The organism is Pseudoalteromonas sp. PAST1 (genome assembly GCF_021532515.1).
GTDB lineage: Bacteria > Pseudomonadota > Gammaproteobacteria > Enterobacterales > Alteromonadaceae > Pseudoalteromonas > Pseudoalteromonas simplex.
This window is the reverse complement of record NZ_JAKGBH010000006.1, coordinates 65,024-80,121: the sequence shown is the minus strand read 5'-3', so window position 1 is coordinate 80,121 and position 15,098 is coordinate 65,024. Positions and strand designations below refer to the sequence as shown.

Annotated in this window: 16 protein-coding genes; 4 read left to right on the top strand and 12 right to left on the bottom strand. The window is 41.6% G+C overall.

Going from position 1 to position 15,098, the window contains the following annotated elements; translation table 11 throughout:
* The first annotated feature begins 132 nt into the window (after positions 1 to 132).
* A complete protein-coding gene (locus L1272_RS04400; protein WP_199529916.1) occupies positions 133 to 2,628 on the top strand; it encodes an EAL domain-containing protein in 2,496 nt (831 codons plus the stop codon).
* Here the strand turns inward: L1272_RS04400 and L1272_RS04395 are convergent.
* Together L1272_RS04395 and L1272_RS04390 are read right to left on the bottom strand one after the other, a co-directional pair.
* A complete protein-coding gene (locus tag L1272_RS04395) occupies positions 2,594 to 3,370 on the bottom strand; it encodes a CLCA_X family protein (protein ID WP_138600098.1) in 777 nt (258 codons plus the stop codon). The two genes, L1272_RS04400 and L1272_RS04395, sit on opposite strands and share 35 nt — an antisense overlap.
* Positions 3,370 to 3,969 carry a tRNA-uridine aminocarboxypropyltransferase gene (locus tag L1272_RS04390; protein WP_138600097.1) on the bottom strand — a complete coding sequence of 200 codons (600 nt, stop codon included), beginning with the start codon at positions 3,967 to 3,969 and terminating at the stop codon, positions 3,370 to 3,372. Before L1272_RS04390 ends, L1272_RS04395 begins: the two co-directional genes overlap by 1 nt.
* Positions 3,970 to 4,090: 121 nt before the next feature.
* On the opposite strand from L1272_RS04390, the gene L1272_RS04385 reads away from it, so the two are divergent.
* Positions 4,091 to 4,435: an Hpt domain-containing protein gene (locus L1272_RS04385; protein ID WP_054552950.1), complete on the top strand. Its 345-nt coding sequence runs from the start codon at positions 4,091 to 4,093 to the stop codon at positions 4,433 to 4,435.
* 93 nt (positions 4,436 to 4,528) lie between these two features.
* Positions 4,529 to 5,746: a pyridoxal phosphate-dependent aminotransferase gene (locus L1272_RS04380; protein ID WP_138600096.1), complete on the top strand. Its 1,218-nt coding sequence runs from the start codon at positions 4,529 to 4,531 to the stop codon at positions 5,744 to 5,746.
* A 25-nt stretch (positions 5,747 to 5,771) separates the two neighbouring features.
* Here L1272_RS04380 and L1272_RS04375 read toward each other — a convergent pair whose 3' ends face one another.
* Genes L1272_RS04375 through L1272_RS04360 form a run of 4 tightly spaced genes read right to left on the bottom strand, consistent with a single transcriptional unit; the run spans position 5,772 to position 8,672 of the window.
* On the bottom strand, positions 5,772 to 6,239 hold the full coding sequence (locus L1272_RS04375; protein ID WP_199529917.1) for a glycine zipper 2TM domain-containing protein: 468 nt from the start codon (positions 6,237 to 6,239) through the stop codon (positions 5,772 to 5,774).
* A 12-nt stretch (positions 6,240 to 6,251) separates the two neighbouring features.
* On the bottom strand, positions 6,252 to 6,863 hold the full coding sequence (gene lpoB, locus L1272_RS04370; RefSeq protein ID WP_199529918.1) for a penicillin-binding protein activator LpoB: 612 nt from the start codon (positions 6,861 to 6,863) through the stop codon (positions 6,252 to 6,254).
* 10 nt (positions 6,864 to 6,873) lie between these two features.
* The gene (locus L1272_RS04365; protein WP_054552954.1) at positions 6,874 to 7,299 is read right to left on the bottom strand and encodes a YcfL family protein; all 426 of its coding nucleotides are present in this window, start codon (positions 7,297 to 7,299) and stop codon (positions 6,874 to 6,876) included.
* A gap of 8 nt (positions 7,300 to 7,307) precedes the next feature.
* A complete protein-coding gene (locus tag L1272_RS04360) occupies positions 7,308 to 8,672 on the bottom strand; it encodes a COG3014 family protein (protein WP_235372844.1) in 1,365 nt (454 codons plus the stop codon).
* A 134-nt stretch (positions 8,673 to 8,806) separates the two neighbouring features.
* Here L1272_RS04360 and L1272_RS04355 point away from each other — a divergent pair, with 134 nt between their 5' ends.
* Positions 8,807 to 9,679, top strand: a complete 873-nt coding sequence (locus L1272_RS04355) for a DMT family transporter (protein WP_235372843.1) — start codon at positions 8,807 to 8,809, stop codon at positions 9,677 to 9,679.
* Position 9,680: 1 nt separating this feature from the next.
* On the opposite strand, the gene L1272_RS04350 is transcribed toward L1272_RS04355, so the two are convergent.
* The 6 genes from L1272_RS04350 to pta all read right to left on the bottom strand — a co-directional run bounded on the left by L1272_RS04350 (position 9,681) and on the right by pta (position 15,097).
* Positions 9,681 to 10,361, bottom strand: a complete 681-nt coding sequence (locus L1272_RS04350) for a M15 family metallopeptidase (RefSeq protein WP_235372842.1) — start codon at positions 10,359 to 10,361, stop codon at positions 9,681 to 9,683.
* Positions 10,358 to 11,488 carry a succinyl-diaminopimelate desuccinylase gene (gene dapE, locus L1272_RS04345; protein WP_054552957.1) on the bottom strand — a complete coding sequence of 377 codons (1,131 nt, stop codon included), beginning with the start codon at positions 11,486 to 11,488 and terminating at the stop codon, positions 10,358 to 10,360. The genes L1272_RS04350 and dapE overlap by 4 nt, the downstream gene beginning before the upstream one ends.
* Positions 11,488 to 11,832, bottom strand: a complete 345-nt coding sequence (locus tag L1272_RS04340; RefSeq protein ID WP_054552958.1) for an ArsC family reductase — start codon at positions 11,830 to 11,832, stop codon at positions 11,488 to 11,490. Before L1272_RS04340 ends, dapE begins: the two co-directional genes overlap by 1 nt.
* Before the next feature lie 5 nt (positions 11,833 to 11,837).
* On the bottom strand, positions 11,838 to 12,335 hold the full coding sequence (locus L1272_RS04335) for a PTS glucose transporter subunit IIA (RefSeq protein WP_188730213.1): 498 nt from the start codon (positions 12,333 to 12,335) through the stop codon (positions 11,838 to 11,840).
* Positions 12,336 to 12,338: 3 nt separating this feature from the next.
* The gene (locus L1272_RS04330) at positions 12,339 to 12,731 is read right to left on the bottom strand and encodes an ACT domain-containing protein (RefSeq protein WP_054552960.1); all 393 of its coding nucleotides are present in this window, start codon (positions 12,729 to 12,731) and stop codon (positions 12,339 to 12,341) included.
* 209 nt (positions 12,732 to 12,940) lie between these two features.
* Positions 12,941 to 15,097 (bottom strand): phosphate acetyltransferase, encoded by a 2,157-nt coding sequence (gene pta, locus L1272_RS04325; protein WP_138615758.1) that lies wholly within the window; start codon positions 15,095 to 15,097, stop codon positions 12,941 to 12,943.
* Position 15,098: the final 1 nt, after the last annotated feature.

Sequence of the window (15,098 nt, the reverse complement as noted above, 5' to 3'; positions counted from 1 at the left end):
TCCTTCAACATGTGGTCTTTGGGCCACATATCATTATTTGTTCAACTTTTTACTTATTTGCATTCTCATAAATTGGCAATTTAAGCGTATTCATCCCATACTTTTAGCTGGTGTTTAAAGCACGGAGCTAAAATGCACTTTATTGGCAAGCTGATCCATCAGGTTATAAAAATTTTGCTCGTTTTACTGGGCTGCGTATCGCTTCATAGTGCCAGTATTAATGCTGCAAGCAATAACTTACCGGTATGGGTACTTGATTCAGAACAGCCTTTAGCCAAACTTAGTCAGACCCTCGAAGTATCACTGCAAAATGCTGAGCCTTTAAATGCTTTAGAAAACAATACGGTTCGCCTCGCAGCACAAACCTCCTATTGGTTAATTATCGATTTACAGCAATTGCCTGAAAATAAAAACTATGTTGTTTATCTTAGTGAGCCTAACTTAACGTGGGCAAAGTTTTATCTGTTAGATGAAAATTATCAGTCCACCAATGATCAGCGGCTTGCTTCTCTAGAAAGTTTATCGAATGTGCGACCTCATTGGTTAATAGAGCACAGCCAAGGAGCTCGCTGGGCGCTAGTTAACTTCGTGCACAAAAGATCTCTAACATTAGAACTAGGTGTCGAAACAGCAAAAAGTTTTGAAGTTGACTTACATCAAACTATTTTGAGTTACGGTGCGATTTTAGGGGGGCTGATTTTGTGTATGTTTGTTTGTGGTGTTTACTTTTTTGTATCCCAGCGAACAAAATACTTAGTCCTAAATGCCTATTTTATATTGGTCACCATTGGGTTTTTAATCGATAACGGATTAATAAATTATCTAATTGGTGGTTTTAATTGGGAATCTAAATGGCCTGTTAATGAGTTTGCATTATGTTTTGTGAGCTATTTTTTATATCATTTTTTAGCGATCCATACCTATACAGCAAAGTTTAAAAAGGCCTGGCAAGCAATGATGCTGTGTTTATTCAGTGCAGCTTTATTGTCATCACTATTGCCTCATTTTAATCGTCAGTGGTTATTTATAGTCAGCTGTTTGGGCTTTTTGTGCTTTGCCTCTGTAATATTTTATAGTTTGATTAAGCGTAAGGGTAATCGTACTCATCTGCGTATTTTTATGCTTCTAATTATTGTTATTCAGGCGTTAAGTCTGTTTTTATGGAATGGATTTGGTATTGGCTACCATGGAATTCATAACACCATTTTATTGCTCACATCATTGGCGATCTGCTCCGTACTGTTATTAAAAGACCGTCAGCAAATTTCAGCATTTAGTTATTCGATGCTGCACGATGCGGATACGAAGCTACCAAATAAACAATTTTTACTCGCGCAAATGATGAAAAAAGTGTCGCAAAAGCAACATTTTTCAGTTTTATTATTTAAACCTCATGTACTCTCAAATGCACGTTCTACCTTTGGGTTTGAGCAAGCTAATATTTGTATCAATGAAAAACTAAGTATATTAAACATTCAGATGCAGACCATGAATACATTAAAGTTGGAAGTTCAAGCCACCAGAAGCACATGGCTTGCTCATATTGACGATAGTACATTTGGGTGTTTGATCTTGGGCGAACTAGAATTAAGCCATATTGAGCAATTTGCCTGCATGATCCATGGTGTGTTTGAAGAGGGCCTTACTCATGAAGAAATTAACTTAGTCGACCGTGTTGATATTGGTGTTGCTTATTACCCGATGCATGGCAATACCGCGAAACAAATATTGCAATGTGCAATACAAGCAATGACTGAAAAGCGCCTACAAGGTGAACGTTGGCGTATGTTCGACTCAGAAAGTGCGCGGCTTTCTGAACAAAGGTTATCCATTGCGGCAGCGCTTAAAATTGCGATTGATGAAAATCAGCTAAGTTTGCACTTTCAACCGCAGATATGTTTGAAAACGGGCAAAGTAGTTGGCTGTGAAGCATTACTGCGCTGGACACATCCAATTTTTGGTATTGTTAGTCCTGAGATATTTATTCCAATTGCAGAGTCAGCAGGGGTGATCAATCAGCTAACAGAGTGGGTCGTTGAAAAGGGGGTTGAATGGCAAGCGAAGTTTTGCAAACTGATACCCGATCATGTTATTTCCATCAATATTTCTGCAAAGGATTTATTAAATAAAAATTTACCTGTGCTGCTAATTACCATTTTAAATGAGCAAAATGTGGCGGCTGAATCAGTGATGTTAGAGCTCACTGAATCAGCGACCTTAGAAGAGAGTAAAAAAATTAAAGCCATGCTTGATGATTACCGTTTAATAGGTTTAAAACTCGCTATTGATGATTTCGGTACAGGCTACTCATCACTTGCCTATTTAAGCCAACTTGGTTTTGATGAAGTCAAAATAGATAAACAATTTGTGTTAAATCTGCCGTTTTCGGTTAATGATCAAAGTATCTGTAAGGCAACCTGTGATATCGCCACTACTTTAGGTGCACATGTTGTTGCTGAGGGTATTGAAGATGAGCAAAGCCTCGCTATGTTACAAAGCTATGGTTGCCAGTTTGGACAGGGATATTATTTTTCAAAACCCCTTGCCGCAGATGATTATTTAGACTGGATAAGCAAGGTGCAAAAACTTGACCTTAATCTTGATGCAACAGCGAACCTAGCTGATTAAAATATTTAAGCAAGGCTTCAAAACAATTCATCGTATGCTGCTCATCCGGGTAGATTAAGCCACTTTTCGATAAGCCACTCACTAAAAAGCTATTTTTGATGTTAGGGTGGACGCTAATACACTTTTCAAAACAGCGGGCAGCTAGTTCCTCAGGCATACTCATATAAAGTTGCTTTACTTGCTTATCAAAAGCGATAGATTGTTTTACGAATTCATTTGGATTTTTACCAGAGTTATCTAAAAATACCTGATGATAAAACTCATTTAAGCGTTGATTAAGTGGATGACTCAAGTCTGGTGACTGTTCGAGCCACAGCGCCGAACAGAATTGCATGCTCTTTCTGCCGCTAAATAAGTGCTGACAAATATGATGGTCAAAAGCATGAAACCATTCATGGGCGAGTGCGCCACCACCTGCATTTTTAGCCAGCGCAAGGGTTTGGCTGTGAGCATTATAATGAGCCTGCACACCTTTTTGTCCGCCATGACCAAAAGCAAAATTGAGTTTCCCTCTAAGGCCAATTGCCGTTGGCGGTAAAGTCAGTATTTGCGCAAGATCGGCTAAAGCATCGTAAATTAAATTCGCCGCTAATAGCCGTTCTTGCTTATTAACCCAATTACCAACCACCATAGTGCGAAAACCAAAGGTGTCGCGAATATCGTCAAAATCGACCTGATCATCAAAGCGATAATCGGGTCCCTTACGATGAAAACCTGCGCTTAGTCGTTTTGATACACGCATTAGAGATAGCGTGCCTTAACATCATCCGGCATATGCTGGGTTTGCTTATCGACCAGTGCTGCTAATAATCTGTATAGTGGTGTTACATCAATGCCTTCAATTAATTTAAGGCTATGAGCTACAGCTTCTAAAGTTGATAAACTATCTGCTCGAGGTGCTTTACGGATGACGTATTTGTTTTGTGGTATGTGCTTAAAACTCACCGTTTGAAATGCACGGAGGCTAGGGGTTAATTGCAGCATTTTGTAGGCTTTTTTCCATGTACCATCAATTACGATTAAATGATTTAAAGACTGTTTGAAAGCATCTGTAGTGGCAGTGTGCTCATCTAGACTTAAGGCATCCTCAGTAGGGTAAAGAACCGCTGTTGTTGCTTTTGGCAATGTTGCAAGCTGTAAAAAGTCTTGCTCTGACTCACCAGCGATGATCTGGCAATTTTCTAAACCTAAATTCAGTAAATTGGCCGTATTTTTAGTGACTTTTTCCTCACTTGGGTGGCGTAATATAATGATTTTTAGTTTATTATTGATTATGCTTATTGAATCACATAAACAGGTTTTAATTGAAAAGCCACAATGTGAGCATAATTCTCTAGCCATAGATACTCTTGTATACATTTGAAGTCTCTTTAGTATACATGAGCTAGAGCTGTAATTTTGCATTTTTAAAGCAGACAGCTAAAATTGCGATTTAAATATTTGGTTTTATTAAGGGATAAAGATGACGACTATCACTATCGATGAAAGTGCGCTTGAAGGAATGGAGTCGCTACTGGGTGATCAATTTGCTGACACGCTTTCTTTTTGTTGTAGCGAGTTTCAAAGGTTAGGCTCTGAAGTGCACGCTAATCTTGGTTCAGACAACGAAGCTGCAGCGCGTCATGCTCATAGCTTAAAATCAAATGCTGCCCAATTTGGAGCCCAAAGTCTATCTGAGCTCGCTCAATCAATTGAGCATGCACTCAATGAAGGGAATGCTGATATAGCACAGCAAAACAGTGCAAGTATCGATCAGCAAGTTTCTGGCTCTGTAGAAAAATTACAAGCTTGGTTCGCTACTCGCTAAAAACTTGAATTTATTTCAGTTATAACCGCAAAAATCCTCTGGCGTGGTGGCCCCTTACTAGGTTAGTCTTAAGGCTAATTAGTAGAGGTAACCATGTCACAAATCAAAAAGAGTCACAAACTAGACGGTGTCTGTTATGACATACGTGGGCCTGTGCTTGCACAAGCTCGAAAAATGGAAGACGAAGGGCAAAAAGTATTAAAGCTAAACATTGGTAATCCAGCTGCCTTTGGCTTTGATATGCCTGAAGATATGCACAAAGATATCATTCGTAACTTATATTCAGCCCAAGGCTACTGTGACTCTAAAGGCCTCTACTCAGCCCGTGTGGCAGTCTATCAGCACTATCAGCAACGCGGCTTATATAACCTTGATGTCGATAATATTTATATCGGCAATGGGGTCAGCGAACTCATTCAAATGACCACGCAAGCACTACTTGATAATGACGATGAAGTGCTTATTCCTGCACCGGATTATCCGCTATGGACAGCTTCGGTTAAATTAGCAGGGGGTAACCCTGTGCATTATCTTTGTGATGAAGAACAAGATTGGTTTCCTGATATTGCTGATATTAAATCGAAGATCACCTCAAAGACCAAAGCATTGGTGCTTATTAACCCAAATAACCCAACCGGTGCGGTATATAGCGATGATCTGTTGATGGAACTGATCAACATTGCTCGCGAGCATAAATTATTGTTATTGAGCGATGAAATTTACGAGAAAATCTTGTACGACGGTGTCAGCCACAGCTCAATTGGCGCACTGTGTGATGATGTACCAATTATCACCTTTAATGGCCTAGCAAAAACGTACCGCGCTGCGGGATTGCGAATGGGCTGGATGGTGCTAAGCGGTCGCACTAGCATGATGGACGATTTGAGCCGTGGCCTAGATATGCTGGCATCAATGCGCTTATGTGCTAATGTACCAGCACAATATGCTATTCAACAAGCTTTAGGTGGTGTGCAGTCAATCGATAACCTGATAAACCCAGGTGGTCGGCTTTACGTTCAGCGTGATATTGCATGGCGTGGTTTAAATGCAATTGATGGTATTAGCTGTAAAAAGCCTAAAGGGGCGCTTTACGCATTTGCGAAAGTGGATACGGCGCACTTTAATATTAAAGATGATGAGCGCATGATTTTAGATTTACTCAAAGCGGAGAAAATCTTATTAGTGCATGGTCGCGCTTTTAACTGGCCTGATCCTGATCATTTTAGATTGGTGTTTTTACCAAACAAAGATGATTTAACAGAAGCCATGAGTAAGATGCAGCGATTCTTCGCTGATTATCGACAAAGCTAAAGAAAGCGAGCCGAGGCTCGCTTTTTTAATACGCTTTATCAACACGCACCGTGTTATCATTGAGGTACACCAAACGTACTTTATCACCTTGGTTAAACAGCATTTGGTTATCTTTGTCTTGCACAACCATAAACTGTTCGCCGCTTTCTACTTTGATCATCAATTCAACGAGCTGATATTGTATAACGCGACTGTTTTGCTGACGGTTGTGAGCAACAGAGCCACCAATCATCGAACCTAAAATGGTTGCTACAGTACGGCCACTACCGCCACCAAACTGATTACCGATTACACCGCCAATAAGTGCACCGCCAAAGGTTTCCCAGCCGTTGGTTTTATCTTTGACCAGTTCTTGTTCGGTAATGGCTCGTACTGACTGTACTGAGCCAAACAACACCTGTTGTACTGGTACTGCTTTGTTACGCTGGTAGTCAGCATAACTAGGCGAGCTCAGTAATAAACAGCTTGCTAAGATTGCTACTAGGTATTTCATAAACCCTCCTGGCTACCAGCCAAAAGTTGATTTCTCACGTGTTTTACGGATTTCAGTTTCATCAGCCCACTCAACTAAGCCGCTTTTTAAATCCATTAAACGCATAGTGAATTTGTAATAGACATCAGCCTTGTCAGCATTTGATTTAACGATGCTCGATAAGTTGCCGTATAACATATATTGCGCACCAACTTGCTGGCCAAAAGCAATAGCGGTATTTGGGTTTACAAGTGGGTCAACGTTTTGGAAATTAAGTTGCTCACGCACAGCCTCAACACGGGTCATATCAACAAAGCGGAACTTACCACTGCGTAGTAACTGTGTTGAAATTGAATCGGTTATTGATTCAGTATCAATGTGCTCGCTCGTTTTGTTTTTAATACGCTCAACAAACACGACTGGGCGAGTATTTGCTGTCATGGTGCCAACCACAGGTGAAGCAAGTAACGAGTCTGTCATTTGGCTTGCTACTTTTTGTAGATCTGTTGAACCAAAATTGATGTCTGTGGTTTCAACAGCTTGCGCATCACCATAGCTAACAACGGCCTTATTAGCACAGCCAGATAGTAACAAAGCGCTTGTCATTGCAACGGCCGCAGCCGATTTAACAGAAAGTAATTTCATTGTAGTATCCTTAATCTTCAAATTCTTGTGCTTCTGTTGACACTTCACGCACTGCAAGCGAGAAGGTGACAGCATTTGCTGTCGGGGCTAGGCCCGGTAATTGAGTTTTAGCAAATCCAAATAAAGTAATGGGTTGCCAAGGTGAGTGGTTGCCGCGAATAACAAAGCCATCAGCGTCATACCAAGTAAATTGGTATTGTAAATATTGAGACTTTTTATATTGGCTTGCCAGTGTCACAACCACATCAGTTAAGCCATTCGTTTGGCGTGTTTTTACATCTGTAATGGCTAATTTCTTGCCAAGTTCAGGGTTATTAACAATCAGTTGTTGGTTATACTGTTGTGATGCCTGCTCAACCCCAATGCCAGAAGTGGTAGGGCGTGAGGAGCAAGCCGCAACAAGTAAAATGGTTAATAGTGGCACTAAGTATTTCATCATTGCTCCTAGAGTTGTACAACGTGTGTGTCGTAGTAGTTATTTATGGAGGTTAGAAAAATCAAGGTTAACCCTTGCTTACCAACCGTAAAAGTTATTTCGCCATGCCCTGGCACAGTTAAAGTGTGCTGACCTGTGGGCATTGGGTGCTGAGCAATGCTAAGTTGGCTTGGTAAAGTCAACCAGCTTCGTGTATCAGCTTGCTCAGATGCAACGTTATAAATGTTGGCTAAAATGTTACCAACATCGCCGCCACTTCTTGCTAACTCTGCACGTACCTTTTCTTTTGCTACCAGACGCATTACTTGTCGGGTTATTCTGCCAGCACTTTGATCTTTTAATGTCTTCGCCGCTAACGCTTCGAGCCTAACAATGGGCGTCAGTGGCAAATTTTCGCCATCGAGAGTCACTGTTTTATCACTGGCCGCATAGGGCGCAGCGCGATAAACTGGCATGGCAACACTATAAAAGCGTGCATCGCCACGCGAAGTATAAATAGGTAACCGTAAATTAAACTCTTGCCTTGCTGGTATTAAACCTTGCTCTGCAATTACAATTACTTGGCCCGTGTTTGCTTGAGTCTGCTTTAGCTTGCCAAAGCGTTTGCTAAATTCTTCAAAGTCCTGATCAAACCCTTGTTTTTTGGCAAGGCGTAACACTGCTTGCTGTAAGTAGCTATTCTCACTGTTTATTTCGAGCGCTTTCTTATAGTCGATATAGGCATCATCAAATTGTTTATCTGCCTCATAAAGTAGGGCCGATAAATAAAACGTAAAAGCATTTTGAAAGCCATTTTTGACATTACCAATTAACTCGGCCATATCAGGGTAGCCTTCAGCGGCCTGTTCTGCTTGTTCATCAAGTACAGCTTGATTATCTTTTAGTGCATCTTCTTGCACTTTATTAGCGCGTCTAACTTCAACTAATGCAGATTCAAGTTGTTTATCAAATACATAACTCAATGCTTTGTAGCTATGCAGCATAGTCATTTCATAGGCTGCCGGCTCATAACCAATCACAGAGTCATTGGTTAATAATGAGTTTGTTTGCTCAAGGCCTGCACTTAGCTGTACTTTGGCTGCTTGACGCTTTTTTTCCATATTTTGATAAACAGCTTCAAAGGTCTCATTGGCCTGAGAATTTTGTTTTGCCAAAAACTCAAGACGGGCCGTTTCAAGCTGATTTAACAAATAGTTACTGTGAACACGGCTATTACTTGGCAAAAGTTGCTGAGCACTTGCAATGTTATTTTGAGAAACAGCTTGGCGCACAGGTCTTAGCTGCGTAGCATAATCTTGGAATAGATCAGTAATACCTATGGTACTGCAACCAGATAACAGTAAAGCAGCTCCAATAAATAAACGTCGATGCACTGAACACTCCTTTTAAACAATGTACTCAGATTAGCATACGCGGCTTAACCTTATATGATAAATTATGTAAAAAATCGTAAGTTAATAGACAACTTTCTGGTCTTTTTATTTTTTATGTTAAAGGAACACCGCATTTGTTAAGCACTGTACTGTATACCTTGATTGCACTTTGTGCGTTTGCAGCTAATTCTTTGCTGTGCCGAATGGCATTGCAAAGTGGTGATATTGATCCGTTAAGTTTTACTGCCATTCGCTTAGCCAGTGGCGCGTTTATGTTGCTTGGCTTACTTTTATGGCAAACAAAGCTAAAGCAAACAAAATCACAATCAGCACAACCTTTAACCGATAAAGGTAACAATATCAGTGCGCTTAGTTTATTTGTTTACGCGCTGTGCTTTTCAGTTGCCTATGTTGATTTAAACACAGGCACAGGCGCACTTATCTTATTTTCGGCAGTGCAGTTAACCATGATAGGTCATAGTGTTTTAAATAAAGAGCCACTCAGTAAAGTGCAGTGGGGGGCTTTGTTTGTTGCTTTTGCGGGTTTTATTTACTTAATGCTGCCCTCAGCCACCGTACCTTCATTCATGCCTGCAATGCTCATGGCGTTAAGTGGTGTGGCGTGGGGTGTTTACAGTATTCGCGGAAAATCATGCAGCTCACCTTTGCAAGCAACCAGCTTTAACTTTCTAAGAAGTTTAATACTTGTGCCAATTTTAGTCTTTCTAGCCGTGGTTGATTGGCAGGGTATCACAGCAACTGGCGTTTATTTGGCGATAGCTTCAGGAGCGCTTGCATCTGGGCTTGGTTATAGCATTTGGTACATTGCACTACCTAGGCTTAAAAGTAGCCAAGCAGGTGTGGTACAGCTAACCGTGCCCGTGCTTGCCACATTAGCAGGGGTGGTGGTATTAGATGAGCAATTAACTGCGCGTTTAGTTGTAGCCAGCGCCTTAATTCTTGGCGCTGTACTGGTGTTTTTAATGGCTAAAAAGCGCAGTGTCTAGATTAGGGCTTATTAACATTTAATACGTAGCGTTCATACAGGGTGTTTAGTTCGGCTAGTATCGCTTGTTTGCCGCTAAGCTCACTTTGTTCAATACATTGCTGTAATGTTGCAACTGACAAATACTGCATCATCTTAGCAGCTGCACCAATATGACTAATATGCCAAGGCTCAGGGGCAACCCCACCTTTGTATTCTTGGTAAGGGCGATAAAAACCATACTTTTCTAGGTTATCGTCAAGCCATGTAGCAAGCTTGGCAAAGGGCCCTGTGGGCGAATACTCATCAGGGGTTAATTGCAGCTGATAATCATCGTCAATAGGGCGGGTATCGTAAATGTCGAGGTCGGTACCAAAGTGGTGCCTACTTGCCCCAGGGAGTGCCGAGTAAAGCATAATAGCGTGGCACTTTTCAGTATCACTTAGGCTTTTTAAATCTACTGCTTTTTGCTCAAAGGTGTAAACCGGTCGAAGGCCCTGAAATTTAGCATTCCAAATTGCACTTTGACGATAAAAATCGCGAAAGCTTGAGGCAATTGTCAGATCAATACCTGCTTGTTTTGCCCCTTGCTGCAGAGCTAAAAAATCATTAACAATATCACGATGCAAGCGATGATTTTGTAGCTCAACTAAATGTGAGCTACTTAACCCCGTGGCGCATTGTTTAAGCTCGGTTTGGTTCATGTAAGCAGTTGCTCTAAAATGACTTCGTAAATATCAGCTAGTTGAATTAAATCATCGGTGCTAACACATTCATCTACTTTATGAATAGTTTCATTACGCGGACCAAGCTCAATGACTTTGGCACCCGTTTGTGCAATAAAGCGACCATCAGAAGTACCGCCGGTGGTTTCAAGTGCGGTGTCGCGTCCAGTTACTTGCTTAATAGCGTGAACGGTGGCATCAACTAACGGACCATGGTCGGTTAAAAACGGTAGTCCATTAACAATCCAATTTAGCTCGTAATTGAGGTTGTGTTTCTCAACAATATCAACCACTCGTTGCTGTAGCTGTTGGTGGGTGACTTCGGTGCTAAAACGAAAGTTAAATTGAATTTCAAGTTCACCTGGGATCACATTACCAGCACCGGTGCCACCGTTAATATTCGAAACCTGAAAACTCGTTGCAGGGAAAAATTCGTTACCTTGATCCCACTCGGTTTGACTTAGCTCAGTTAACGCAGGAGCAGCTAAATGAATTGGGTTTTGCGCTAAATGCGGGTAAGCAACATGGCCTTGCACACCTTTCACAGTTAAAAAGCCAGTTAATGAACCACGACGACCATTTTTTACCACATCGCCAAGTACATCTCGTGAAGATGGTTCGCCAACTAGGCATAAATCAATCTTCTCACCTCGTGCTTCAAGGGTATCGATAACACGGGTTGTGCCGTTGATAAACGGGCCTTCTTCATCAGACGTAATTAAAAACGAAATTGACCCTTTATGATCAGGGTGTTTAGCGACAAAACGCTCGGTGGCAACCACCATGGCAGCTAAAGAGCCTTTCATATCGGCTGCACCGCGGCCATGTAACATACCGTCTTTTACCTGTGCAGAAAAAGGAGGGTGCTGCCAATTTTTTTCAGGACCTGTTGGTACAACATCTGTGTGACCAGCAAAACAAAAATGCGGTGACGCATCGCCCTTACGAGCCCAAGTATTTAGCGTATCAGTGAAAAACAGTGATTCAATATTAAAGCCAAGTTTTTCAAGGCGTTCGTTCATTAACGCTTGGCAACCAGCATCTTCAGGCGTTACTGATTCACGCTGAATAAGCGCTTGAGCAAGTTCAATAACAGGGTGAGTCATTAGGCAAAAATCTCATCGTATTGAGCGGCTTTAAAACCTAAGTGGTATTGGCCGTTATGCACAAGTACCGGGCGCTTGATCATCGCAGGTTGCTCAACCAGTAATGCTAATGCAGTTTCTTTATCTAGGTTTTGCTTTTGCTCATCAGATAATTGACGGTAAGTTGTGCCGCGTTTATTAACTAAATCTTGCCAATCAATGTGCGCTGCAAACTCATTAACTAGCTCAGCACTAATGCCGTCTTTACGGTAATCATGGAAAGTAAACTCTTGATTGTTATCAGTTAAATATTTCTTGGCTTTTTTGATTGTATCGCAATTGCTGATACCGTACATGATAGTCATAAATTCTACTTTTTCGTTACAGTGAGTAATGTGTCTACCCCAGCAGTGACCTGAGATAGTGAATAATATAGGGGTCCAAGGTGTTGGCTATTGAGAACGCACAGTGTGCCAAGCATAGGGCTGCTCAGCTCGCGTAAATCAAAATAGGCTAATCGTTCACCTTGGCTAATTTTACTGCCGTTTAATTTAGCAATATTGGTGTGGTTGATATGTTCTTCAACCGATGAAAACGATAAGTTTAATAAAACTTTTAAACCGTTTTTTGCCTGTAAAATGTATTCTTTACCGGCATTTTTAACTTGTAATAGGGTGCCATCGAATGGCGCGATGATGTTGTGGCTAGTTAGTTCAACACTAATCCCTGGGCCAAGGGTGGCAAAACGAAAAAATGGCTCAGGGTGTTCGCTAATGCTTTTTACACGCCCAGTAAATGGGCTTTTAATGGCCATGCAGCGTGCTTTTCTGAGGCTGCGTTCGGGTAAGTATTGAACTTCGTTAGTCATGGCTTATTTAACATCACCTAGCACATGGTAACCGTCTTTTTTCAGAGCTGTAATGGCTTTGGCCATACTTTGCTTTTTCACCAATACATAATCGGTATCGTAAGTTGATAAAGCAAAAATCGAAATTGACGCTTTTGCTAGCACCCCAGAAATGTTCGCCATAATACCTGTTAATGAAAAACCAAGTGGGCCAATGACTTCCAGTGCTTGCCAGTCGGTTTCTTGGTCCAGACTGTCGAGCTGGAAACTACTTGGGCAGACAATAGACAGCTCATCAGCCGTTTTTGCAATAAAGAAAATAGCTTGTTGGAGTAAGGCAGGGTCAATCGTTGCATCGACATCTAAACTATGAATGGTAAGTTCTTCACTATGAAGTTGTAACGTTTGTTTTGACATCTGCGATCCTATCTTTGAAGCCTTTGAATTTATAGTATAGGTAAACAAAGTTAAGATAAAGCGCAATAATTTTGATTGCTGAGGTTTTGCCCAATATCGCTGTTGAGGTTGTCCACAGATTCTGTGGATAAATATGGGAATAGGTCAGTATAAAGAAGGTAATAGGCTAATTTATAAGGATTTTATAAATTAGCCTAAATTTTGAAGGGTTAATTTTCTAAGCTTTCAACTTGCTTAGCTTGAATCGCTGTAAGGGCAATGGTGTAAACGATATCGTCTACTAATGCACCACGGCTCAAGTCATTTACCGGCTTACGCATACCTTGCAGCATAGGGCCAATACTAATTAAATCAGCACTACGTTGTACGGCTTTATAAGTTGTATTACCGGTATTTAAATCAGGGAATACAAACACCGTTGCTTTACCTGCAACCGGGCTGTCTGGTGCTTTCTTAATTGCGACGTTTTCCATAATTGCAGCATCATACTGAAGCGGGCCATCAATCACTAAATCAGGGCGCTTTTGCTGGGCAAGTTTAGTGGCTTCACGCACTTTTTCTACGTCAGCACCTGAACCCGAAGTCCCCGTACTGTAGCTTATCATTGCAACACGCGGTTCAATACCAAACGCAGCCGCTGAATCAGCTGACTGGATCGCGATATCGGCCAGTTGCTCTGCCGTTGGGTCTGGGTTGATTGCACAGTCACCGTAAACCAGAACTTGATCAGGTAACAACATAAAGAATACTGACGATACCAACGATGAACCTGGTGCAGTTTTAATTAACTGTAACGGCGGGCGAATCGTATTCGCTGTAGTGTTAACCGCACCCGACACTAGACCATCTACTTTACCTTGTTCAAGCATCATGGTGCCGAGCACCACGTTATCCAGTAATTGCTCTTGAGCAACTACTTCTGTTAAGCCTTTGTTTTTACGAATTTCAACCATAGGCGCAACATAATCGTTGATCACATCACTTGGCTCAACAATAGTTACGTTATCGTTAAGCTCAACACCTTGTTGCTCAGCGATACGTAAAATCTCTTCTTTGTCACCAAGTAAAATTGTTTTTGCAATGCCACGTTGACCACAAATTGCCGCAGCTTTAATTGTGCGCGGCTCATTACCTTCTGGTAAAACAACCGTTTTATTCGCTTGACGAGCTTTATCTGTCAGTAAGAAGCGAAACGCTGGTGGAGACATTTTACGAGTACGACCAACACTTTGTGCCAAGCTGTCTAACCAGTCAGAGTCAATATGGCTGGCGTTGTGATCTTTTACTTTATCGATACGTTGGTCATCATCACACGGTACTTCCATATTGAAGTTGTGCAGTAATAAAGATGTGCGCCATGTATCTTCTTCTGTAGCAAGAATTGGCAGGCCAGTATCCATCGCTTGTTCGCATAATTTCATTATGCGATCTTCAGGTTTAAAACCACCGGTTAATAAAATAGCCCCAAGCTTGGTACCATTCATAGCCGATAAACAAGCGGCAACGAGTACATCAGAGCGATCGCCCGGAGTGACCAGTAATGCACCTGGGGTAAAGTGGCTTAAAATATTCGATACAGTACGAGCACAGAAAGTAACTCGACGTAAACGACGGTGAGCCATGTCGCCTTCATTAATAACTTCAGCCTTTAGGTATTCACATAAATCACGCACACGCGGCGCTACTAGGTCGAAATCCCACGGGATTGAACCTAATAATTTAAATGGGTGCTTTCTGAAAATAGGCAGCGATGCTAAACGGTTTAATTCGTTTTCAAGTTGTTCAGGCTCATGGGCTTCAACAAGGTCAGCACGGGCACGACCTTCGTCATCTAAAGGTGCATTAACTTTGTTGAAAATACAGCCTAACACGCGAGGGTGGTTAACACCGCCATAGTTGCCTGAGGCGATTTCTAAACGGTCTTCAATTTGGTCGTTGCTATCGTTACTAGGTGTTAAAACAAAAACTATATCAGCACCCAGTGTTTGCGCGATTTCACGGTTTACACGACCAGCATATGGCTGACGACGTGTTGGCACCATACCTTCGATAATAGCAATTTCGTCTTCTTTAATAGTGCTTTCAAAGCGCTCTACGATTTCTTCTAGTAAATCGTCGCCTTTACCATCACCAATCATTTGCTCTGCATAGCTAAGCTCAAATGGTGTCGGTGGATTAATTGGCGAGCCATGGGTAACAATTTGCGTCGACTTTTCAGGACCTGTATCGCCAGAACGTGGCTGTGCAATTGGCTTGAAAAAGTTCACTTTGAGCGCTTTTTGCTCAAGCGCACGCACTAAACCAACAGAAACAGATGTTAAACCAACCCCAGTCGAAATAGGGATCAACATAATTCTACGTGCCATT

Excerpts from the sequence above, each read along its gene's own strand:
- L1272_RS04400 (WP_199529916.1), top strand. The coding sequence starts at position 133 with ATGCACTTTATTGGCAAGCTGATCCATCAGGTTATAAAAATTTTGCTC.
- L1272_RS04395 (WP_138600098.1), bottom strand. The coding sequence starts at position 3,370 with ATGCGTGTATCAAAACGACTAAGCGCAGGTTTTCATCGTAAGGGACCC.
- L1272_RS04390 (WP_138600097.1), bottom strand. The coding sequence starts at position 3,969 with ATGGCTAGAGAATTATGCTCACATTGTGGCTTTTCAATTAAAACCTGT.
- L1272_RS04385 (WP_054552950.1), top strand. The coding sequence starts at position 4,091 with ATGACGACTATCACTATCGATGAAAGTGCGCTTGAAGGAATGGAGTCG.
- L1272_RS04380 (WP_138600096.1), top strand. The coding sequence starts at position 4,529 with ATGTCACAAATCAAAAAGAGTCACAAACTAGACGGTGTCTGTTATGAC.
- L1272_RS04375 (WP_199529917.1), bottom strand. The coding sequence starts at position 6,239 with ATGAAATACCTAGTAGCAATCTTAGCAAGCTGTTTATTACTGAGCTCG.
- lpoB (WP_199529918.1), bottom strand. The coding sequence starts at position 6,863 with ATGAAATTACTTTCTGTTAAATCGGCTGCGGCCGTTGCAATGACAAGC.
- L1272_RS04365 (WP_054552954.1), bottom strand. The coding sequence starts at position 7,299 with ATGAAATACTTAGTGCCACTATTAACCATTTTACTTGTTGCGGCTTGC.
- L1272_RS04350 (WP_235372842.1), bottom strand. The coding sequence starts at position 10,361 with ATGAACCAAACCGAGCTTAAACAATGCGCCACGGGGTTAAGTAGCTCA.
- dapE (WP_054552957.1), bottom strand. The coding sequence starts at position 11,488 with ATGACTCACCCTGTTATTGAACTTGCTCAAGCGCTTATTCAGCGTGAA.
- L1272_RS04340 (WP_054552958.1), bottom strand. The coding sequence starts at position 11,832 with ATGACTATCATGTACGGTATCAGCAATTGCGATACAATCAAAAAAGCC.
- L1272_RS04335 (WP_188730213.1), bottom strand. The coding sequence starts at position 12,335 with ATGACTAACGAAGTTCAATACTTACCCGAACGCAGCCTCAGAAAAGCA.
- L1272_RS04330 (WP_054552960.1), bottom strand. The coding sequence starts at position 12,731 with ATGTCAAAACAAACGTTACAACTTCATAGTGAAGAACTTACCATTCAT.
- pta (WP_138615758.1), bottom strand. The coding sequence starts at position 15,097 with ATGGCACGTAGAATTATGTTGATCCCTATTTCGACTGGGGTTGGTTTA.